This window comes from Gynuella sunshinyii YC6258 (assembly GCF_000940805.1).
GTDB classification, from domain to species: domain Bacteria; phylum Pseudomonadota; class Gammaproteobacteria; order Pseudomonadales; family Natronospirillaceae; genus Gynuella; species Gynuella sunshinyii.
Genome location: NZ_CP007142.1, coordinates 4,212,508 through 4,233,149, shown reverse-complemented (window position 1 = coordinate 4,233,149; position 20,642 = coordinate 4,212,508). Strand labels below are relative to the sequence as shown.

15 protein-coding genes and 1 tRNA gene are annotated in these 20,642 nt (G+C 45.0%); 12 read left to right on the top strand and 4 right to left on the bottom strand.

What is annotated here, in order from left to right; translation table 11 throughout:
• Positions 1 to 27: 27 nt before the first annotated feature.
• Positions 28 to 762: a GntR family transcriptional regulator gene (locus YC6258_RS17595; protein WP_044618095.1), complete on the bottom strand. Its 735-nt coding sequence runs from the start codon at positions 760 to 762 to the stop codon at positions 28 to 30.
• Positions 763 to 1,019: 257 nt separating this feature from the next.
• Here YC6258_RS17595 and YC6258_RS17590 point away from each other — a divergent pair, with 257 nt between their 5' ends.
• Both YC6258_RS17590 and YC6258_RS17585 read left to right on the top strand, forming a co-directional pair.
• Positions 1,020 to 2,069 (top strand): aromatic ring-hydroxylating dioxygenase subunit alpha, encoded by a 1,050-nt coding sequence (locus YC6258_RS17590; protein ID WP_044618094.1) that lies wholly within the window; start codon positions 1,020 to 1,022, stop codon positions 2,067 to 2,069.
• A gap of 9 nt (positions 2,070 to 2,078) precedes the next feature.
• Complete coding sequence (locus YC6258_RS17585) at positions 2,079 to 3,032, top strand: PDR/VanB family oxidoreductase (protein WP_044618093.1); 954 nt, start codon at positions 2,079 to 2,081, stop codon at positions 3,030 to 3,032.
• A 50-nt stretch (positions 3,033 to 3,082) separates the two neighbouring features.
• Here the strand turns inward: YC6258_RS17585 and YC6258_RS17580 are convergent, their stop codons facing one another.
• The 3 genes from YC6258_RS17580 to grxB form a co-directional block, all read right to left on the bottom strand.
• Positions 3,083 to 3,997, bottom strand: a complete 915-nt coding sequence (locus YC6258_RS17580) for a phytanoyl-CoA dioxygenase family protein (RefSeq protein ID WP_044618092.1) — start codon at positions 3,995 to 3,997, stop codon at positions 3,083 to 3,085.
• Positions 3,998 to 4,138: 141 nt separating this feature from the next.
• A complete protein-coding gene (locus tag YC6258_RS17575) occupies positions 4,139 to 4,795 on the bottom strand; it encodes an HAD family hydrolase (RefSeq protein ID WP_044618091.1) in 657 nt (218 codons plus the stop codon).
• Position 4,796: 1 nt separating this feature from the next.
• The gene (gene grxB, locus YC6258_RS17570) at positions 4,797 to 5,450 is read right to left on the bottom strand and encodes a glutaredoxin 2 (RefSeq protein WP_044618090.1); all 654 of its coding nucleotides are present in this window, start codon (positions 5,448 to 5,450) and stop codon (positions 4,797 to 4,799) included.
• Positions 5,451 to 5,518: 68 nt separating this feature from the next.
• On the opposite strand from grxB, the gene YC6258_RS17565 reads away from it, so the two are divergent.
• From YC6258_RS17565 to YC6258_RS17515, 10 genes are all read left to right on the top strand, one after another.
• Positions 5,519 to 6,019 (top strand): DUF6942 family protein, encoded by a 501-nt coding sequence (locus tag YC6258_RS17565; RefSeq protein WP_044618089.1) that lies wholly within the window; start codon positions 5,519 to 5,521, stop codon positions 6,017 to 6,019.
• Between the two features lie 332 nt (positions 6,020 to 6,351).
• Entirely contained in the window at positions 6,352 to 8,202 is a 1,851-nt protein-coding gene (locus YC6258_RS17560) for an ABC transporter ATP-binding protein (RefSeq protein WP_044618088.1), read from the top strand.
• A complete protein-coding gene (locus tag YC6258_RS17555; RefSeq protein ID WP_044618087.1) occupies positions 8,186 to 10,015 on the top strand; it encodes an ABC transporter ATP-binding protein in 1,830 nt (609 codons plus the stop codon). Before YC6258_RS17560 ends, YC6258_RS17555 begins: the two co-directional genes overlap by 17 nt.
• Positions 10,005 to 10,421, top strand: a complete 417-nt coding sequence (locus YC6258_RS17550) for a YqaA family protein (RefSeq protein ID WP_044618086.1) — start codon at positions 10,005 to 10,007, stop codon at positions 10,419 to 10,421. Before YC6258_RS17555 ends, YC6258_RS17550 begins: the two co-directional genes overlap by 11 nt.
• A 152-nt stretch (positions 10,422 to 10,573) precedes the next feature.
• On the top strand, positions 10,574 to 11,026 hold the full coding sequence (locus tag YC6258_RS17545; RefSeq protein ID WP_169748989.1) for a chemotaxis protein CheX: 453 nt from the start codon (positions 10,574 to 10,576) through the stop codon (positions 11,024 to 11,026).
• A 109-nt stretch (positions 11,027 to 11,135) separates the two neighbouring features.
• Positions 11,136 to 13,958 carry an FAD-binding and (Fe-S)-binding domain-containing protein gene (locus YC6258_RS17540; RefSeq protein ID WP_052830382.1) on the top strand — a complete coding sequence of 941 codons (2,823 nt, stop codon included), beginning with the start codon at positions 11,136 to 11,138 and terminating at the stop codon, positions 13,956 to 13,958.
• A 781-nt stretch (positions 13,959 to 14,739) separates the two neighbouring features.
• A tRNA-Ser gene (locus tag YC6258_RS17535) sits at positions 14,740 to 14,827 on the top strand.
• Positions 14,828 to 15,994: 1,167 nt separating this feature from the next.
• Positions 15,995 to 16,345, top strand: coding sequence for a hypothetical protein (locus YC6258_RS17525; protein WP_044618083.1), 351 nt, complete (start codon positions 15,995 to 15,997; stop codon positions 16,343 to 16,345).
• 779 nt (positions 16,346 to 17,124) lie between these two features.
• On the top strand, positions 17,125 to 18,633 hold the full coding sequence (locus YC6258_RS17520) for a hypothetical protein (protein ID WP_144407683.1): 1,509 nt from the start codon (positions 17,125 to 17,127) through the stop codon (positions 18,631 to 18,633).
• 425 nt (positions 18,634 to 19,058) lie between these two features.
• Positions 19,059 to 20,621, top strand: coding sequence for a hypothetical protein (locus YC6258_RS17515; RefSeq protein ID WP_144407682.1), 1,563 nt, complete (start codon positions 19,059 to 19,061; stop codon positions 20,619 to 20,621).
• Positions 20,622 to 20,642: the final 21 nt, after the last annotated feature.

Below are 20,642 nucleotides of genomic sequence, written 5' to 3'. Positions count from 1 at the left end.
AATCGCAACGGCATTTTGCCGGAAAAATTACCCGGAATATTTTCCGTCAGCAGTATCTACACCGATTACCCGGAATGCGTTATTGTCCGTATTTACGTCAAATAGCTTGGCGTATCCGAGCGTGGCATTGGCATGTTCGCGCATGATTGCTTCGGCTCGTGCTCCCTGGTGATGATCAATCGCATCAAACACCGCATGGTGCTGCATATGTGCGAAATTAAAGCGTCGATACTCACGTTCAAGATGATTGCGGTCTATGGCAAGTGCGCTGACCGAGGCAAAGGGAAGATGCTCATCTCTGGATAATGCTGCGTTTATTGCCGGGTTGGCGGCTGCTTCAATGATGATGGCATGGAAACGTTTATTCATGTCGTGGTACTGCTCAAGATCTTCTTCTGTCACGTAGCCTTTTGCAAACAGTTGGTCACCTTCCCGAAGGCATGATAACAAAGTATGGCGATGATGATCTTTAAGTCCTTTTTCTGCAGCCTGTAATGCTGCCAGACCTTCGAGCACCCCGCGCACTTCTATTGAGCCCGTTATCTCTTCTTCTGTGACCCGGCGTACTTGATAGCCACGTCGATGTTGTTTGGTGAGCAGCCCTTCTTGTTCCAGTGTTCGAAACGCAATACGAATCGGCATCCTTGAGACGCCAAGGCGTTCAGCCGTTGGAATCTCCGCCAGTTTTTCGCCAGCCGGCAGTTCACCTGACAATATCATTTGTCGCAATGTGCTTAGGACTCTCTGACCTTCTTTAGCCATATGAAAAATGAAAGTTGTGAATGATCCTCATAGCATAACCTATGTCAGAATTGGATCCAATTTAAGAAAAGAAAGTGTTGATAAAAGAAAGCTAATGAACGAATAAAATGGATCGATATGCTATTAATATTGCGCTTTTAATAACAAAATTTCTTTACGAAAAAATCGATATGAATAATATCAAAAAGGTTGATATAAGATGCCTGGATCATTATATTGGATCCAAAATAAAAACAATATTGTGAGGAGTCCAAATAATGTTTCCAAAAAATACCTGGTATGTTGCCTGTACCCCGGAAGATATCGTTGAAAAGCCGCTCGGTCGTCAGATCTGTGGCGAGAACATAGTTTTTTACCGTGATGCCAGCGGTGTAGTAGTTGCTCTGGAAGATTTTTGTCCCCATCGTGGGGCACCCTTGTCATTGGGATATGTGGACAACGGAAGATTGGTGTGCGGGTACCATGGTTTGGTGATGGGGAGTGACGGAAAGACGGAATCCATGCCAAAGCAGCGGGTGCAGGGTTTCCCGTGCGTTCGTGCTTTTCCGGTGGTCGAACGTCACGGTTTTATATGGGTATGGACCGGCGAGGCCAGTCTTGCAGATCCTGCTGACATTCCACATTTTGAATGGGCCAATAGTCCTGACTGGGCCTATGGAGGTGGCCTGTATCACATTCATTGCGACTATCGTTTGATGATCGATAATCTAATGGATCTGACGCATGAAACTTATGTGCACTCAACCAGTATTGGGCAAAAAGAAATCGATGAAACTCCAGTTAAGACCAAGGTTGAGAACGGCGAAGTGATTACCAGTCGTTACATGGAGAACATTATTGCCCCGCCTTTCTGGCAGATGGCACTGAAAGCCAATGACCTGGCTGCCGATGTTCCAGTGGATCGTTGGCAGATTTGTCGTTTTACGCCTCCGAGCCATATTATGATCGAAGTGGGTGTCGCCCATGCCGGTCATGGTGGTTATCATGCTGATGAAAAGTATAAAGCGGGTAGCGTGGTGGTGGATTTCATTACACCAGAGACTGAAACCAGTATGTGGTATTTCTGGGGTATGGCACGGAACTTTAAACCGGATGATGCAGATTTAACCGATAAAATACGCCAGGGCCAAGGTAAGATTTTTTCTGAGGACCTGGAAATGCTTGAGCAACAACAGCGTAATCTGAGCGCTTATCCAGAACGAAAACTGTTAAAGCTGGATATTGATGCTGGTGGGGTTCAGGCCAGAAGGATGTTGGATAAAATGCTGAAGCAGGAGCGTGAATTACAGTTGGGCAGTGTGGGGTAAGTTGAGCAAATGCTGGATGTCAAAGTCACACGAAAAACGTATGAGACAGATGATATTGTCAGTCTCGAACTTATGAAGCCTGATGGCAGTTCGCTACCATCATTTACTGCCGGAGCGCATATTGATCTGCATTTGCCGGATAATATGATTCGGCAATATTCACTGTTCAATTCTTCCACTGAGACTGACCGATACATGATTGGTGTATTAAAAGATCCATCTTCACGAGGAGGGTCTTTGGCGGTACACGATCATATTAAAGAAGGTGACATTGTTCAGATCAGTGAACCCAGAAATCTGTTCGCTCTGGAGCAGGGGGCGCGACGCAGCATTTTATTTGCCGGTGGTATTGGCGTCACACCTATACTGGCTATGGCGGAACAATTGGTCCGTACGAACGCTGAATTTGAAATGCATTACTGTGCACGTTCGAAACAAAGAATGGCTTTTATGGAGCATATTGCCAACTCTGCCTTTGCCTCAAACGTACAGTGCCACTTCGATGATGGTGATGAAGCGCAGCGCCTGAATATCGACCAGGTGTTGGCCACACCTGAACCCGGTACACATATTTACGTGTGCGGTCCAACCGGGTTTATGGATTATGTCCTGACAGCGGCTGAGACCTTGGGGTGGTCGGCGGCTCAGATTCATCGGGAGTATTTTTCGGCAGCGCCCGTAGATCACAGTCAGGATGGTGCTTTTGAGGTGGAAATCAACAGTACTGGTCAGGTATTCGTGATTCCGGCAGATCAGTCGGTACTCAGTGTTTTGGAGGAGGCCGGTGTTGATATTCCTATGGCTTGTGAAGAGGGTGTTTGTGGTACTTGTCTGACCCGGGTGTTGGAAGGAGAGCCGGAGCATCGGGATGTCTTTATGTCGGACGAAGAACATGCCCTCAACAATCAATTTACACCCTGTTGCTCACGCGCCAGAAGTGCTCGTTTATTGCTTGATTTGTAGTTTTCCTGTTTTGTCTGATGGATTGGTGCCTGCAACGCAGGCACTGTTGTTTAAATGGGGGCAAACGGCGACGGACGTTGCCAGCCATATATGGATAGGCGTTGACGACCTCCCTCGGCATCACCTCTTCGGTGAAAGCCGAAAACGTTGGCGATTACCAGTGTATTGGCCGGGCAGGTAATTGCAACAGGTTCAGGGAGATCCAGTTGTGGCAACTGTGATTCGGCAATACGAAACGATCCGCCAACATTGGGTTGAGTTTGTGTTTCGATGGCAGCCATGGCGGTATCGTGTTCCCACTGCAATCGAAGGGGAGTCAGGTGATGACTCCCGGGCACATAGATAAACGGACCGTCTGCCAGAGTGACTTCCTGAGGAAAATACCAGAACTTCATGGCAGAAAAGAATGTATCCCGATGAAAGTCCTTTTGCAGGTCGTGGCATTGTTCTTCGGCGCCGTGAATCATCAGATATATGTTGGTCTTTCGTTTTTGGTGTGAGCGACCGGTAATTTGGCGACTCAGCGCTGAAAGATCGGGGTTGCGAGCAAAACGCTCCAGCTGCGGCATTTGCTGTGAAGGAATATCTATGAAGCGGTTAAGTGTGCCGCCATCATATCGGTCAAACCCGCCTTCAAAAAACTGCTTATCACCGAAACCAGATGTCTGATTCGTTTGAACAGGTGCGAGCTTGCCAATCCGATCCGTAGCTCGGTTGATCTCTTCAACAACCGCATTGTGATCAGTAGCAGAGAGAAAATTCTCAATGCTCACATATCCATTAGCTTCAAGACTCTTGATTTCTTTTTGAAGTCTGGTGCCGTCATGTGTGCGTATCAGTCTGCGTAGATCTCGACACTTATGCGCCCAAATGACCCGTTGAGTATGTAGACCCGCCTGATTAAGTTGTCTGTGACCGAGCCAGCGGTTGTTAAAGCTCTTGGCGGAAGTAAAAATGGACAGCATTAGGATTCCATTATGGTTTGTTGTTCTTTACGGCGACTGGTGTTGAACCGAATCTATTCGGTTTGTCTGTAACAACCGACATGGCCAGCCGGCACTGATGCATATTGAATTCGTGAATGCCTTTTCTGTCAAAAAGATAATTCAGTTATCAAGATAATCCAATAGCTCCATGGGATGATCAATCACGGCTGCTGCGCCGGCAGACTCAAGTTCCTGTCTGGAGCGAAAGCCCCAGGAAACGCCAATGGGTTGAAGTTGTGCGTTGGTGCCTGTTTCCATATCCACATTGCTATCCCCAATGAATATAGCCTCCGTGTGACTGATATTCAGATGTCTGAGTATTTCCTCCACTGCTGTGGGGTCAGGTTTTACCGGGACTCCCATTCGCTGGCCGAGGATGATGGAAAAGTTCCAGCCTGGAAAGAACTCGGCCATGCATTTCAGGGCAGCGTCGTGAGGTTTGTTTGTCAATACAGTCAACGCGATATGACGTTGCTGTAATTGTCCCAGTAACTGTTCGATGCCCTCATAAGGTCGAGTTTTGTGATTCCAGTTCTGGCCATACTCGGAAATGAACTCCGAGAAGCAGGTTTGAATGAATGAATCGTTTCGCTGGGATTCGGGAATAGCCCGGGTGACCAACTGCAGCGCCCCGTTACCAACAAAATAACGATAAGCCGAAGACGGATGAGTTGGGAGCTTGTGCCGGCTAAGTATCTGATTCATGGAATCGGCCAGATCATCAAGCGTATTCAGTAGGGTTCCGTCGAGATCAAAGATGACTGCTTTTGTATTCATGTCATACGGCCCGACTATAGTAGGTGTGGCTGTCAGTTAATAATGTGACTTCGTCGATGTATCGCCTGATCTCTGTCGGGATCTGAATGTCTTTAACTGCGGTCAGATTGCGAAGTGTGGGGTAGATCAAAACGTCATCCAGGCCAATCGTGTTGCCGTGATGGCTGGGTAACTCAGGTGTGGGTAATTCCGTCAGCATCTGTTCAACATTCCGCTTGTGTTCGTCAGACTCGGCAAGTGCCTGTTCGAAGCTGCGGCCAATATTGGCTTCTTTCCTAAACTGAAAATAATCTCGGGCATTTTGAGTTTCGAACTCTGGCAGCCCCAGTAAAATATACCTCGGAAACAGAAGGCAATTAATCGACAGACTGACTTTATCAATATGAGCTGTCACGAGTGGATGATTGTGTCCGGGTCTGAGTACTTTTTCCGGTTTTCCCCTTCGGTCCAGCTCTTTGACGATATCCAGGCTTTCACCCATGGCGGTGCCATCATCGAACTGTAAAATAGGGACCATTTTAACGTTTATCAGTTCGTGGCAGATTTGTTCATCATCGTTCAACAGGTATACATTCTCATGACCAACACCTTTGTAATTCGCAATCATGTCGGCCCGGACGCAAAACGGGCAGTGATCATATTGGTACAGCTTCATGATTTTCCTCGATTGGATTTCGGAACAGAAGTTATTATGCCAGCCAATCAAAACGGGTAAAGGGTGATATGAGCAAGATAGTTGGATTGGGCAGCGAAAGTTTTTCAGTTGCCATGTATATCGCCAATCGTCCAGGGTTTGGTCAATATCCTGAACTGGCAAAACTGAAACCTTTAGAGTCAGGTGAAATTGCATATATTGTCGCCAACACCAGCAATCATTGGCGAAAAGTATTTAATGTTTATGCCAAGTTTCTCTCGGTGCTCAGATCACGAAAAAACCATAGTATTCAGGATTGGCGCAGCTATCGCGATGATCGTTTGTTACAGTCTCATAGTACCGAGGCTTTGTTATTTTCCCCTCCTGAGTTTGGTCGATCGGGAGTCGTGCATATTGTGGCAGGAAAGACATATGCAGCGGACATGGGGCTTGAATCCGTAGAATGGCTGGACAGTTGGTTTGCGGTGGATGTCAAAAAAGCTTTGATCGTTTGTCCATATCTGGATTACAGACAGTTATCGGACAATAGAATTGAGCGGTTAGCAGATCTGGTTTTGAAGTTTGGATAACTTTGTTGTTTGTGAATCTTTACAAAAAAGTCAGATAAAAAAACGAGATATGGGTTGCCAAAGCAAACGGTAACGTAATAAATTAGTCCCCGCCTGTTCATCCAGGCATTTTTATTAACCCGCAATGGAAGAGACACGATGATGCCGAATATCAGAATCTCAAAAGCTCTTTACAAGTATGCAAGTAAAGGTGCAGTCAAACATTGACGGGAGAACTCTGATCAGTAGTTCTAAGCCCGTCAGCTCAGGCGGGTGAAGCGAATTCTCAAAAGCCCGCATTTATGCGGGCTTTTTTCATTTTAAGGCTCGTACAAACTTAAAGGAACAAAGTAATGACGAGTCAAAATTTCTTGTTATTCAATATCATCAAACGCAAAAAGTGGCACTATGTTGCAGCTGCTTTGTCTCTGGCAATTGCCAGTCTGTTTTTATTTCTGGTACCAACCATCGGGAAGCTGGTCATTGATAGAGTGATTAGTTCCGATCGAGTGGTTCGGGAAGATTTTCCTCAATGGCTGATCCAAATGGCCGGTGGTGCTGATTACCTGTCGGAAAACCTATGGATAGCGGGACTGGCAATTGTCTTGGTAACTTTGATCAGTGGCCTGTTCATGTTTCTCAAAGACAAGCTCGCCGTTAATGCATGTGAATCGACGGTAGAGCAGTTACGAAATCGTTTGTACTTTCATTTGCATCTCTTGCCTAATGATTTTTATGCCAGGGCGGATAGTGGTGACATTCTTCAGCGTTGTACTTCCGATATTGATACGCTGAAAGAGTTTTTGACTATGCAGGTTATGAATATCGGTCGGGCGATCATACTGTTGTTGGTCGTAATTCCGCTGATGTTGCTGCAAAGTGCCTGGATGACTCTGTTATCCCTGATGCTGCTGCCCGTGGTGTTTTTGTTTGCGGTACATTTCTTTGGTCGTGTTAAACAACAGTTTCTGAAAGTGGATGAAGCCGAGGGTGAATTGACCACCATCGTTCAGGAAAACCTGACGGGTATACGTGTTGTTCGTGCATTTGCAAGACAGCAGTTTGAGATTGATAAGTTCGAGGAGAAGAACCGCAAGTACTTCAATCTGAATATAGAGTTGATGCGACTGCTGTCTCGATTCTGGTCTACTTCTGATCTGCTTTGTTTCCTTCAAACCGGGACGGTACTGATTGTTGGAGCCTGGCTGGTCAGTATCGATATGATTACTCTGGGGACCTTCTTCGCCTTCTTAACCTACACCAGCATGGTCATATGGCCCATCCGTGAATTGGGTAAGGAATTAAGTGAGGCTGGTAAAGCGGTTATTGCGATATCCCGTATACAGGAAATTCTGGATGAATCTGAGGAGGCGGATACTGTTGATCCGGTTCCAATGCCAGAACGTCTGAGTGGCAATATTCGCTTTGATAAGGTTTCGTTTGCGTTTGACCCTGATTTTCCGGTTCTCCGTGATATCAGCTTTGATATTCATCATGGGCAGACGGTCGCTATTGTTGGACCGACAGGCGCAGGTAAATCCATGTTGGTTCAACTACTGCTGCGTATACATGATTATCAGCAAGGGTCGATTCAAATAGACGGGATTGAGCTGAACCGTTTAGACCGCAGGCAATTACGTCACCAGGTTGGTGTGTTGCTGCAGGAGCCGTTTTTGTTCAGTCGTTCGCTCAAGGAAAATATCCGCTTGAGTGATCGTGCTGCATCCGATGGTCGTGTTTATGACTCAGCTATGCGCGCCTCTGTTCATCATACGATTGAAAACTTTGAGCATGGATATGAAACCGTGATTGGCGAGCGGGGAGTCAGTCTGTCGGGTGGGCAGCGGCAGCGTGTAACGCTGTCTAGAACGCTGCTCAAAGAATCGCCAATATTAATACTGGACGATACGTTGAGCGCCGTTGACAGCTTAACAGAACGACGGATTTTGAAATCTCTAATGGTTAACCGTCATCAGCAGACTCGTTTGATCATTACTCATCGTATCAGCGTCTGTCAGCAGGCAGATATCATCCTGGTACTGCAAAATGGGCGTCTGGCGCAGCAGGGGACTCATGAAAGTTTGTTGTCTGAATCGGGTTTTTATCGGCAGCTGTGGGATATCCAGAGTGGTCAGAAGCATGATTTCGATCAGGATACAAAAATCTTTACCAAAGAAGGGCAGGACTATGTACCAGCAAAATAAGATTCAACGATTTGACAAGGGTGTCTGGAAGGAATTGCTCGGTATCTTCTATGGTCAACAGAAGAGACTTTTTCAGGCAGTCATGGTGTTAGCATTGGTGACTGCTGCAACAGAGGCTTCTTTTACCCTGGTAACAAAGTATGTTGTGGATGAAATTTCCATGCATGGCAGTCAGGCAAATCTGCTTCCCTATGCCGTTGCTTTTGCGGTACTGACTTTGATATTTGTGTTCTGTATTCGGACATTTATTGTATTGGCGGGAACTTTATCCAATCAGCTGATGTATGAACTCAGACGTCGAACATTTGAGCACCTGCAACAGCTTTCATTTTCCTTTTTTGATCAGAATGCTGTTGGCTGGCTGGTTGCGAGGGTGACTTCTGATTGCGCCAGAATCGCACGTTTGATTGCCTGGGGAACTCTGGATCTGTTCTGGAGTGTGCCCTTCATCATTGGTATCTTTGGCGTATTGTTCATTCTGAACTATCGATTAGCGTTTATCTTGCTAACGGTTTTGCCTGTTCTGGCTGTTGTGTCGGTCTTTTTCAGCTTTCGAATTCTTAAAAGCTCAAGGCTGGTTCGAAAAACCAATTCCCGTTTGACAGCGGTTTATAATGAGGGGATTGCAGGCGTTCAAACCAGTCGGGTTTTGGTGCGGGAACAGGAAAATCTTGAGGAGTTTAAAGAAGATTCGACACTGATGAAGCGACTTTCCACTAATAATCTGTTGCTGTCTGCAGCGTATTATCCTCTGGTTACATTATTGATCAGTGTTGCTACCGGATTTGCTATTTGGTTTGGTGGCGAATCAGTTCTTGTTGGTGTTATAACAGTTGGAACACTGGTGGCGTTTATTTCTTATTCGCGCACCCTCAGTGATCCACTATTGCAATTGGCTCAGATGCTGACCGACCTCCAGCGTACTACGGCATGCGCGGAGAGAGTGTTGGGGCTGCTGGCGGTCAAACCGCAGATTTATGATTCAGAAACCGTGTTGCAAAAGATGGCCGCTTGCCAGGGGGCGGAAACGCCGGATGGGGGTGACAGCGAAATACGAGATATCCGTTTTCAAAATGTCGTTTTCTCCTATAAAACCAGTGAGCCGGTGTTGAAACAGTTTAACTTTAATACGTTGGCAGGGAAGTCCATCGCCTTGGTTGGCCCAACCGGTAGCGGTAAATCCACGATTGTGAATCTAATGTGCCGGTTTTATGAGCCAGTGTCAGGACAGATTTTGATCAATGGCGTTGACTATCGGGAAAGAAGCCTGGCCTGGTTGCAATCCAATCTGGGAATTGTCATGCAGACTCCCTTTTTGTTCAGTGGCACGATACGGTCAAATATCCGCTATGGAAAACTCGATGCCACAGATACAGAGATAGAGGAAGCCGCAAAGCTGGTCAATGCTCATGATCTGATAATGGCGCTTGAGCATGGTTATGATACGGAAGTCGGTGAGGGTGGTAACAACCTGTCTACCGGGCAGAAGCAGTTAATATCCTTTGCCCGTGCAGTCATTGGTGACCCACAGATTCTGATAATGGATGAGGCAACCTCTTCTGTAGATACCCAGACAGAATATGTTCTTCAGCAGGGGCTGAAAGCGGTACTCAAAAACCGGACCAGCTTCATTATTGCTCATCGACTGTCTACGATTCGTGAGGCTGATTGCATCCTCTATATAGAGAACGGCGAGTTGCTCGAACAGGGCAACCATGCTGAACTACTGGCTCAGAGGGGGCGGTATTTTGAACTGTATGAAAAGCAATATCGCAAAGAGCTTGAAGATGAATTAATGGTTCATGATGTTTGACGCGGATTTCTGGGTTTTGTTCTCAAGTGGTTTTCTGTCAGCAACGTTACTGCCTGGGAATTCAGAGATTCTGTTACTTGGTTTTTTGATGAAAGGAGCGGAAATCCTGCCGGCCTGGATTTCCGTTACTTCAGGCAATACGTTAGGGGCCGTTACCTCCTTCTTGGTAGGGGCTCTGTTACGTAGAGGGTATTCGTTAAAATTTGCAACGGTCCATCAGCGTTCTGGTCAATGGGTTCAAAAATATGGCATGTTTGTGTTGCTGTTTAGCTGGGTTCCTGTGATCGGCGATCCGCTGGTTCTTGCTGCCGGCTTCCACCGACTCAACTTTATGTTGAGTCTCTTATTTGTTTTTGTTGGTAAATCAATTCGTTATTTCGTTCTTGTGATACCGTTTCTAAGCTGAACTAGAGATTCTTCCGTGTGTGCAAAAGCTTACAATTGCGCCGGTCAAAGGTAGTCTAAAATAGAGATGTCCGAGTTGAGTTGATACAGATACCCATGCAGGTTGAATATATAAATCCATTTGTTCAGTCCCTATGTGATGTTTTGGAGACTATGGCTGATTTTCAGGCGTTACCGCAGAAACCCTTTCTGAAGCAGGAGGCTCATCAGGCTGCTGTCACTGGTTTTATACGTATGGAGGGGGAGCAGGCTATTTGTACGATTGCCATCCATTTTTCTGAAAGTGCGATATTGAAAATAGGGTCAGTCATGTTACAAGAGACGTTGACGGTGATCGATGAAGGCGTTGCTGATCTGGTTGGAGAGATTACCAATATGGTGACGGGAGCCACCAAAAAAATTCTTTGGGATAAAGGTTTTGGATTCGAGCTGTCCAGACCAGAGATCTTCCTGCAGCAGAGCGAGTACCGCCACGTTTTGCCGCATAAAGTAGTCGTGGTGCCCTTTCAGTCTGATTTTGGTGATTTTCAGATTGAAGCCTGTATGAAAGATATTCGAAAACCGGCCGCCTGGGGTAAATATTCGGATCATCGTCAAATAGTCTGACCACCTGAAGAGTGTTTCGTGCTTCAGCCCGAGAAATGGATTTCAGTTCTTGTAATAATTGATGGGTTCATATTCACTGGCAAAGACGACATTGCACGGTTGAATATACATGGAATCCTCTTCTTCTCAAGCCTGGTCACAATTTCTGTCTGTTGTTCGTCAGCACTTTAAACCGGAAAACATCATCCAGGAATATACCTATCGGTATGCTTATTCAACAGATGCCAGCTTTTATCGGTTGATACCCGAGCTTATCCTGATTGCTGTTTCAGAGCAGCAGGTAATTACTGTTTTGCAGGCTGCAACTGAATTGTCAGTGGCCATTACTTTCCGCGCAGCGGGAACGAGTCTCTCGGGTCAGGCGGTCTCCAATAGTGTGCTATTGATGCTGGATCAGAGCTGGAATCGCATTCAGGTTGATCTGCAGGGACAAATAGTGCATTTGCAACCGGGCGTCATCGGAGCGGATGCAAATCGTAAACTCAAACCTTTTGGCCGGAAAATTGGTCCTGACCCTGCGTCTATCGATTCCTGTAAAATTGGCGGAATCGTCGCTAATAATTCAAGTGGGATGTGCTGTGGTACAGCCCATAATACTTATCACACCCTTCATGGAATCAGAGTTATTTTAGCTGATGGTACCCTGTTGGATACTCGTGATAGCAACAGTGTGGAAACCTTTCGGGTATCACATGCAAAATTATTGGCTGAGCTATCGACATTATCGGAGCAAGTCAGGCAGAACCCTGAATTAAAGGCCAGAATCGAACACAAATACCGACTCAAGAACACGACCGGTTATAGCATTAATGCGCTGGTTGACTTTAAAGATCCTGTCGACATTCTGACCCATCTCATTGTGGGTTCGGAAGGGACTTTAGGGTTTATCTCCGAAGTCAGTTATCACACAGTGCCGGATCATGCCAATAAGGCCAGTGCGCTGGTCATTTTTTCTGATATTGAGGCAGCCTGTAACGCTGTTCTGGCGTCAAAAGCACTACCTGTTGACGCAATGGAGTTGATGGACAACAGAAGCCTGAAAGCAGTTGCCGATAAACCCGGATTGAGTCGTTTGGGTTTTCAACTGGACCTGGAAAACGATGAGTGCTGTGCACTGTTGATCGATATTCGTGGTGCCGATGCACAGACTCTAAAGCAAAATATTGAGCAGGTGTCTTCAGTGTTATCCGGCTTTGAATTGTTGGCAGAGGCAGTGTTTAGCCAGGATGCCGATATCATCAGTACGTACTGGGATATTCGCAAAGGTCTGTTTCCTGCTGTCGGCGCTGTACGCCCGGCCGGTACCACAGTCATAATTGAGGATGTTGCATTTCCCCTGGAACGGTTGGAGCAGGGGGTGCATGCTCTTCAGCAGCTATTTGACCAATATCACTACAACGAAGCCATTATCTTTGGTCATGCCTTGGCTGGAAATCTGCATTTCGTCTTTACCCAATCCTTTGAGACCACCAAGGAGATCAATCGCTACGAACGGTTCATGGCAGATGTCTGTCAGCTGGTGGCGGTTGATTATCAGGGGTCCCTGAAGGCTGAACATGGAACCGGTCGAAATATGGCGCCTTTCGTGGAGTTGGAGTGGGGCAAGGATGCATATGCCATTATGACTCAGATAAAGCATATTTTTGATCCAGCGGGAGTACTCAATCCCGGAGTTATTCTGAATGATGATCCTTCGGCTCATGTTCAAAGTCTGAAAAAAATGCCAGCAGTCGATATTTTAGTGGATCGATGTATTGAGTGCGGATTTTGCGAGCCGGTATGTCCATCCCGAAACCTGACGCTAACACCTAGGCAGCGTATAACGTTGTATCGGCATATCGGTGAGTTGAAGGCGAATGGACAGACACAACGTTTAGCTGAGGTGTCCAGGGCCTATCAATACGCTGGTATTGATACCTGCGCTGCAACTGGATTGTGTGCGCAGAAATGTCCTGTTTCGATTAACACCGGGGACTTTATCCGAAAACTCAGGCAGCAGCAAAATCGACGCTGGAAGCCTGTTGCTGTTATGGTGGCGGATCACTTTACTGCTGCAGCGGCTGTGACAAGGGGAGTGTTGAAGATTGCCGAAGTTGGTAGTCGGATGGTTGGTGAAGAATCATTGGAAAAAATTTCATCGTCCGTCCACCGGATGTCGGGGAGTCGGACGCCATTGTGGGTGCGGGAAATGCCGTCAGCCAGAAAGACTGCAAAGCTGACCAGTCCTCCAGAGATCATGTCGGCGAGACAGGAGTTCGTATACTGGCCATCCTGCATCAGTCGTAATTTGTCGCCTTCCCGGCATGATTCATTGCTGCCATTGCCCGAGCTGATACTGAAACTGTGCGAGCAGGCTGAAATAAATGTTCGTGTACTGAGTGACCCGGGGTTGTGCTGTGGTCAGCCATTTGAGTCGAAAGGCTTTCTTGAGGTGGCCGAACAAAAGCGACAGCAGACTTATCGGCAGCTGATGGAAATCAGCGATAACGGTAAAATACCCATTTTGGTGGACACATCGCCCTGTGCGTTAAAGTATTTTGATCAGACGGAGTTCCGACTGTATGAGCCTTTTGAGTTCGCGCTGGAATATTTAGTGCCGATACTGCCTATTCAACCATTGGATCGGAAAGTTGCGCTTCATGTCACCTGCAGTACCCGACGCATGGGGTTGTTGAACGCTGCTGTTGATCTGGCTCAGCGGTGTGCAGCGGAGGTGTGTGTTCCTGAAGGTATTGAATGCTGCGGTTTTGCCGGTGATAAAGGGTTCGTGGTCCCGGAGTTGAATCAGACGGCACTGGCTGACTTAAAGCGACAGATCAAAGGGTGCGTTGAGGGTTATTCAACCAGTATGACTTGTGAATGCGGGTTAACACGCCACGCTGGGATATCCTATCGGTCCATTCTATATTTGTTAGCAGCCGCTGTGCGGTAGATGTCTGTTTAAACTGATGCAACTGAGGCTGTTGGTTTTCAAGTAGCACGTGAATGCTTCTCTGGACATCCTCTAAACATGCTTATTTATCATCCATAAGCAACGATCATAGTGTTCGTTGCGTTTAAGCCCTACATTATCGACTTACAGAGTGGCTTAATTCCCTTCTCGGTGGATTTGTCGATCATATTTGCCTTGTTTCCATTGTCTCAGTAACAAACATCCACACATGTTAAACCTAATCATAGCCGTCCGATGAGTGTGTGGTGATCAACGGATTGAGATGATGGGATAAAAATTTCAAAGTTGTCTATAAATCGAATAAGGCATTTCAATGGCTGCAAGGTATGCGTGTCATCGTTTGAGAAAGTAAATACAGAAAGATTCTGATAGAGAAGCAAGGTTCGTTAGATGGATTAAAGAGCCTGATTGCAAATTAGCAATATTAGGAAATACCCCAAAATTCCAGAAATGGATGACTGATGTTCAACATTTGTACAAGTGCTTGAGACTGACTGCAAAGAGTTTCCATGAGCTGGAAGGTTGATCTCGTGCAATTGTGTTACGGGTTCTGGTAAGGGGGATTTCAATAGAAGTGACTGCGCGCTGCAGGTTAGGTTGGTGCTGAAATTAGGCTGATTTTCAGGTCTTGACCGGCAAGAATAGAGATAAGTTGCTGTTTTTATTAAGAAATAGATAAAAACGAGTTGCGTTTTTTTACCAAGTCATATAGATTACGCGGCTCAAATTCAGGGGCTTTGTAGGCTTCTGAATGTCTGATGGTGAGGTGTCCGAGTGGTCGAAGGAGCACGCCTGGAAAGTGTGTATACGGCAACGTATCGAGGGTTCAAATCCCTCCCTCACCGCCATTTTAAAAATCCGCCATAAGGCGGTTTTTTTATGGGTGATAGAAAGTTACTGAGGTATTTAAGATAGGGGGTTCTCTGAAGTAGAGGGGGTAACTATTTTTGATCCTTGCTTGAAACGCCCATTGCACCTTTCTTTGTTCATTTCTTTGATAGTCATTTTCTTTGGGTGTTTTTTAAACAGCAACAAATCCCGGTTGTGAAGTTTCTTGTTGCCTTGATCGCCACTCCCACACCATAACAAGTGAGCAAATACGTCCTTCATTGGCTTAACTCGATAGTCATGTCATCACCAGAATGACTGAGTCACACCTTTAAATCATCCTATTTAAAGCTATTGTGTAGTTCTCCCGGTTTGGTTACCTAATATATTTTGGTCAGTACAGGAAAAAAACCTTAAAAATAGAGTAGTTTTATCCACTACGAAGAAACGCAAAGAAGTTCATCCTCCGGTATGACATCAATTTTCCTGCTTGGGTATCATGTTTGTCCCTAAAACACTATAAGTAAAAAACCTTACCGATGCTGGATACTGTCATAATCCAAGGTAACTTATTTATACTAAAAGCCATTGATATAGCAAATTGATCTGGGACATATACTGATTATTTTAGTTTTCTTAAAAGAGCTATTTTTTATATAAAAATATATTTTTATTCTATCAAAATTGGATCGAGAGAATCCTGTATCGTTTTAGCCCTTTACTTGCTAATTAATAATGCATATTTGCTTTGCTTGCTGGCAATTGAAATATTTTCAAAAGAAGGGGGTGGTCTGAAATGGAAAGTTGTGCTGAACCGGTTAATGTAGGGTAAAACACCTTTTTATAACGGCAAAAAGTATTGTTAGCAAGATAAATCTAATCAGGTTTTTAGGGATCTTTCCTGGAAAGCAATTTACATTATTGGCTTTTGTGTAATATGCTGTTAGCGACATATTTTATGTGTAGTTTGTCTGTAGACGTATAGAATTCATGTTCTATGTTGTAGTCGGTTTGGAGATTGTGATTCATTTTATGAAAACTACTACTAATTGACGGCAAGTTTTCATTCAGAGGATTGTGATCACCATTTACTATCCCGAATGTTGAGATATGATGTTATCGGGGTTGTACATAATAATAATCAAAAATAGATAGTAGGATAAATTCAATTTAAAGGAAGGTAGATTATGGCAAAATTAAAAACAGAGTCTCAGTTGTGGAATAGCTTGCAGAAGGTAAATCCACCCGCATTATCAAAGATTAAACTGATAAATCAGGTTGTGTTATACATTTTATTGCAGGCCAAGGAGAAAGAAGACCAGAAGGATGATTGCCTTGTGAAGGATCTGTGTCCTCCAGGAAAAGATGATAAGGCAATTCGTAAGGAACTCACCAAATTAGTCGATACTGGTATGGTAAAGCGCTATAACCTTAAAAAACCGGTTTTGGTTAAAGGTTTAAGGCCTTGTGTCATTGGTTATCGTCTGACTGCCAAGGGTAAAACCAGCTTGAAGCTTCTGGATAATCTTTTTACCTGATAGGTCGTTATCCTTAAAGGATGAATAGCAGGCAAGGATGCTAATGTAATTATCGTTGATGTTCTTCATGTTATCTTTCCAGGAAAGTTCTTTTTCTATTTTTTCATGCTCTAATTTGTCCTTTAATCCGATTTTTGAAAAGCTGTTTCAAAAAATGGCTTTTTGCCGTATGACTCGATTTTCGATTAAAGCTGAAGGTTCTTTTTCCAATCTTGAAACAATGCCTGTGATTTGCCATATGACATTTAGGCACTTTTAGAGCTTTGCTCCCGCTACAGGGATGTAGCTCAGAAAAAAACTGATTATTTTATGATCTGTCCCCTTTGCTTAAAGAATACTAAAGTATTATTTTGATATGTCTGCTTTGTTTTAGGTGTGTCCTGCACGGAGGCTCTTTCTGTGTTTGCTTCTCTTATTAAATTAGTTTGGTTATATCCTTTGGGTTTTTGTGGAAATAATCTTTTTTTTTCATTCTTCATGATGTTAACTAACCTTTAGTTTCGCTAACAGAAGTTTGTTATTTTTAACAGGTTTCTGCTGCTGCAGGAGGTTGTTTTATAAGCCCTTTTTTACCGTGCATTAGCAGGTGTTAATAGACTTTGTTTAGAACAAGTGACGGATTTTGGGCCGGCTGTGAAGGGGGAGTCTTGAGATTGGTTTATATAGGTGCAGGTATGGTAGTGCAGAAAGTCCATTTCTATTTACTGGTTATGTTTGTCCTAACATGGTTTCCCTGTCAGGCAAATGCGTTTACTTTTTTTTCGCCCAAGTCGACAGAGATGAAAATTGTCAGTGTTAACGGTGGTAATATCGAAATTCGATTTATCAGTAATGACAAAACTGTCAAGCCGTCCAAGGTGCTTGGTAAACAGGGACAAGTAAATATACAGACCCGTGTTTACAACCAGCGTAATACCAGAGTCTCCAGACAGTACAGTTTGGACCCCATGAAGCCCTATCTGAAACATTTGCAGCAGTACGTAGTTGAGGATGGCACTATCAGAGTTCCTTTTGAGTTTGATTACCTTACTGCAACTGAGCCTGGGTATGCGTTTTTTATCACTGTAGATGTAACGACACAAACGTCAGTAACCTTATCCGAGTCTGTGATTATTGATTTGCATAAGAGTAGCAGCCTTGATGTCTTCTCCAGTCCAGATGAATACCATGCATTGTTAGATCATCTAAAGGATATGTTGTTGTCGCCAGAACAGGTAGAGATGCTGGCCGAAAATCTCAAAAAAGCAGGTGAATTGGAAATTTGCAAGCTGGCCTTGGCCGCCCGGATAAAGCCTAATTGGAGGATGAGTAAACAGCATTGCTCTGTCGGTGAAGGGGCTACATCACGAGACAATGATATGGCTGAGGGGTGTGTTGAGCTATCGGACCGGATTTTTTCAGATTTGTTGGCGAGAGCAACAAAGCAATGTGAGATTGACGATATCGCACGTCGACAGGTTAGTGATGATGTTGCCGAAGATCTGGTGAATCGATTTGTCTCCCGTTGGGTGACGAATTCTGATTTTTATCAATCAACCGCAGATCTGACCAATGTTTTATCCTGGTATGATCAGTTTTCACCCGCTCAGACTGCTGATGTCAAGAGCGCTATGGAGTTTGAAATGAACAGGGTGGCCATTCAGAAAAATAGTCATCGGAACTTTATGGATGAGGTGGTTATCAGTGAAGCGTACCGTAATCTGGTTGTGTCCGAACTGGTGGTTGCTGCTGTTACTCATAACTTTCGTGAGCGGGTCCGGCTGGCAGACGTGTGTAAACAACAGGCTCCTCATCTTGGTGAGGATAAATGTTTCGAATTTGCCTCTGATATATCCCAAGGACTGATCAAGCCGTTTGGTTTTGCAGATTTGTCTGAGATGCATGAAAGTGCTGCCTACATGCGTCATCAATATGAGAGTTCATTAAAAGGAAAAATACCTGCGGAGATGATTGAATCCAGTCTATCAAACGTCAGAAGTTGGGCGCAGACGTACGTCAGTACACAATATGAACAGTCCAACTGTCTTAACAGAAGCCTGTTTCCTCTCAGTTTTATGATTGTTCGCAATCGGGTTCCCAATATTGAGTTGATTGAAAAAAGGAATAGTGAAGAATACAAGTATATGGTCGAAATGCTGTCAAATAATATGGAAGGTGCTGTTCAGCAATTGTGGTCTTCTTTGCAGAGGTACCCTAAGCTTCGGGATGGACGTTTGAGTGCTGCAGGCTGTACTGATTCAGCTGTTTTGAGTTCAGCATTTGAACCATTGTTGAGCAATAGTCGATAGCCTGCTGGTTTTCCAGCGGGTTGCTTGACTGACTGATGCGCACCTGAAGACGTTGTCTCATGCTATGGTTGTTTAAAGATGAGGCAGATTCAATAGTTGTCAAGCTGCCTGATTAAGAATTAGAACAAAATCAACCTTGGAGTCGTTGCTGGTAGTTTGAATCTGTTATTGGAAGCGTTCTGGCTTCTCTGTGTACCGTTTAAACTGGGTAGTTGATCCCAATTTTATCCAATCACAATAGTGCAAGAGCCGCTACTTAATTTAAACTAGCCGGTTTGTTCCGTATAGCCGGTTTCTCCAGTATTTTGATAATGAGTTTGAGGGAGAGGCTGATTCGTCATAGAGTGATTTCAGTAACGATGGGGTGGCGCCTGATTTTTTTCGCAAAATTTCTTGTTCGTGTTGTCTTGGGATATGTGATTGCCATGCCTGTGTGGGCGGCTTCTACAAGCGCTGAGCTAAAACTGGTGTCCGTTGAAAAGGGTTTTGTCCGGGTCGAGCTTTGGCATCAGGGTAACATTGTCAAGCCAGATAAAGTATTGGGGGTCAACGGCATGGTCGCGGTTAAAACCAAAGCCTACAATCCCCGTAATATGCTTGCCGTCAAGTTATACAGTACAGCTCCTTCGGAACAGGACGTTCTGGCTCTGCAATCATTTATCAATCGTGATAACTCTATTTCACTACCTGTCGTTTTTAACTATCGGGAAGCCAGTGAGCCCGGTTATCAGATGACGGTTGAGGTTGCCATGATTACCAAAAAGAATGAGCTATTGAGTGCAGCTACAACGATTGATTTGCTGAAAGGGGGGAGCCGGAACGCTTTTCAAAGTATCGAAATCTACCAGTCCATCCTTTCAAGGCTGAAAGACATTCAGCTGTCTTCTGCCCAGGTTGAACGTTTGGCTCAGAGCCTGAAAACAGCAGATCAGTATAATGTTTGCTCTCTATCTTTGACTGCTTGGTCCCGTCCCGGGTGGACAATGAGTAAGCAGCATTGTAATCCGGATAAAAATGCTGTCTTTGGAGACAGTTTTGTCATGCAGGAGTGTGCAGAGCTATCTGATCGTCTGTTTGCTGATCTCATCGAGGCGGCTGCCGGGCAGTGTCAGGTTGAAGAGATTGCCAGGCAGCAGATTGGTCGTGAATTTGCCAGTGAACTGGTATCCCGTCTGGTTTCACAGAAACTTCAGTATTTACAGATATATCAATCCACAGCTTCGCTGGATCAGGTTTATGCCTGGTATGAAGCATTCCTGCCTGATTCGTTAGATGAAGCCAAAAAGCTTATGAAGGCGCAGCTGAGCAAGGTGAATGCGCGTAGGAAGGGGTTCAGTAAGATGGTAGCAAGTATTGTTGAAACGGATGAATATGCTGATCTGGTCGTTTCTGAGTTGGCATATGCGATTGTTACTCAGAATGTCAGGGAACGGGATCTGGTCAAGAATATTTGTACTTTGCAGGCTACGAAACTTTCTCCTCAGCAGTGCTATGATTTTGCTTCAGATGTGGCCAATGCATTGTTAAAACCCTTTGGTGCAACCGATCTTCCGGAACTATATGGTAAGGCAGAGTCCATACGACAACTTTATCGGAAGGCGCTGAAGTCTAAAGTTCCAAAGGACTTTGTATACTCGAGCATCAAAGCGGTCAGTCGTTGGGCTGAAACGTATGCGAAGAGTGAGCATCTGCAGTCCAATTGTTTCAATAGAAGTGTCTTTCCGCTGGGATTTATGGCTGAGCGCAATCGGATTCCTAATCCGGATCTGGTTGCCCGGTCTGGTAGTAGCGAATATCAATATATGATTGATCAGTATGCCAGTACTCTTAAAACAGCCTTGTATCAGCTGGGAGAGTCTCTGCGCCGTTATCCAAAACTTAAGTCCGGGGAGCTTGAGCCTATCAGCTGTACTGATACGGTTATTCTGGGACCGACTTTCGACCTGTTATTTGGTGTGGGAACGAATCCGCGGCCGGTTGCTCAATAACCGACCGGATAGTGAAAGGAT

Excerpts from the sequence above, each read along its gene's own strand:
- YC6258_RS17555 (WP_044618087.1), top strand. The coding sequence starts at position 8,186 with ATGTACCAGCAAAATAAGATTCAACGATTTGACAAGGGTGTCTGGAAG.
- YC6258_RS17540 (WP_052830382.1), top strand. The coding sequence starts at position 11,136 with ATGGAATCCTCTTCTTCTCAAGCCTGGTCACAATTTCTGTCTGTTGTT.
- grxB (WP_044618090.1), bottom strand. The coding sequence starts at position 5,450 with ATGAAGCTGTACCAATATGATCACTGCCCGTTTTGCGTCCGGGCCGAC.
- YC6258_RS17520 (WP_144407683.1), top strand. The coding sequence starts at position 17,125 with ATGAAAATTGTCAGTGTTAACGGTGGTAATATCGAAATTCGATTTATC.
- YC6258_RS17565 (WP_044618089.1), top strand. The coding sequence starts at position 5,519 with ATGAGCAAGATAGTTGGATTGGGCAGCGAAAGTTTTTCAGTTGCCATG.
- YC6258_RS17585 (WP_044618093.1), top strand. The coding sequence starts at position 2,079 with ATGCTGGATGTCAAAGTCACACGAAAAACGTATGAGACAGATGATATT.
- YC6258_RS17590 (WP_044618094.1), top strand. The coding sequence starts at position 1,020 with ATGTTTCCAAAAAATACCTGGTATGTTGCCTGTACCCCGGAAGATATC.
- YC6258_RS17515 (WP_144407682.1), top strand. The coding sequence starts at position 19,059 with ATGCCTGTGTGGGCGGCTTCTACAAGCGCTGAGCTAAAACTGGTGTCC.
- YC6258_RS17545 (WP_169748989.1), top strand. The coding sequence starts at position 10,574 with ATGGCTGATTTTCAGGCGTTACCGCAGAAACCCTTTCTGAAGCAGGAG.
- YC6258_RS17575 (WP_044618091.1), bottom strand. The coding sequence starts at position 4,795 with ATGAATACAAAAGCAGTCATCTTTGATCTCGACGGAACCCTACTGAAT.
- YC6258_RS17560 (WP_044618088.1), top strand. The coding sequence starts at position 6,352 with ATGACGAGTCAAAATTTCTTGTTATTCAATATCATCAAACGCAAAAAG.
- YC6258_RS17550 (WP_044618086.1), top strand. The coding sequence starts at position 10,005 with ATGATGTTTGACGCGGATTTCTGGGTTTTGTTCTCAAGTGGTTTTCTG.
- YC6258_RS17525 (WP_044618083.1), top strand. The coding sequence starts at position 15,995 with ATGGCAAAATTAAAAACAGAGTCTCAGTTGTGGAATAGCTTGCAGAAG.
- YC6258_RS17580 (WP_044618092.1), bottom strand. The coding sequence starts at position 3,997 with ATGCTGTCCATTTTTACTTCCGCCAAGAGCTTTAACAACCGCTGGCTC.
- YC6258_RS17595 (WP_044618095.1), bottom strand. The coding sequence starts at position 762 with ATGGCTAAAGAAGGTCAGAGAGTCCTAAGCACATTGCGACAAATGATA.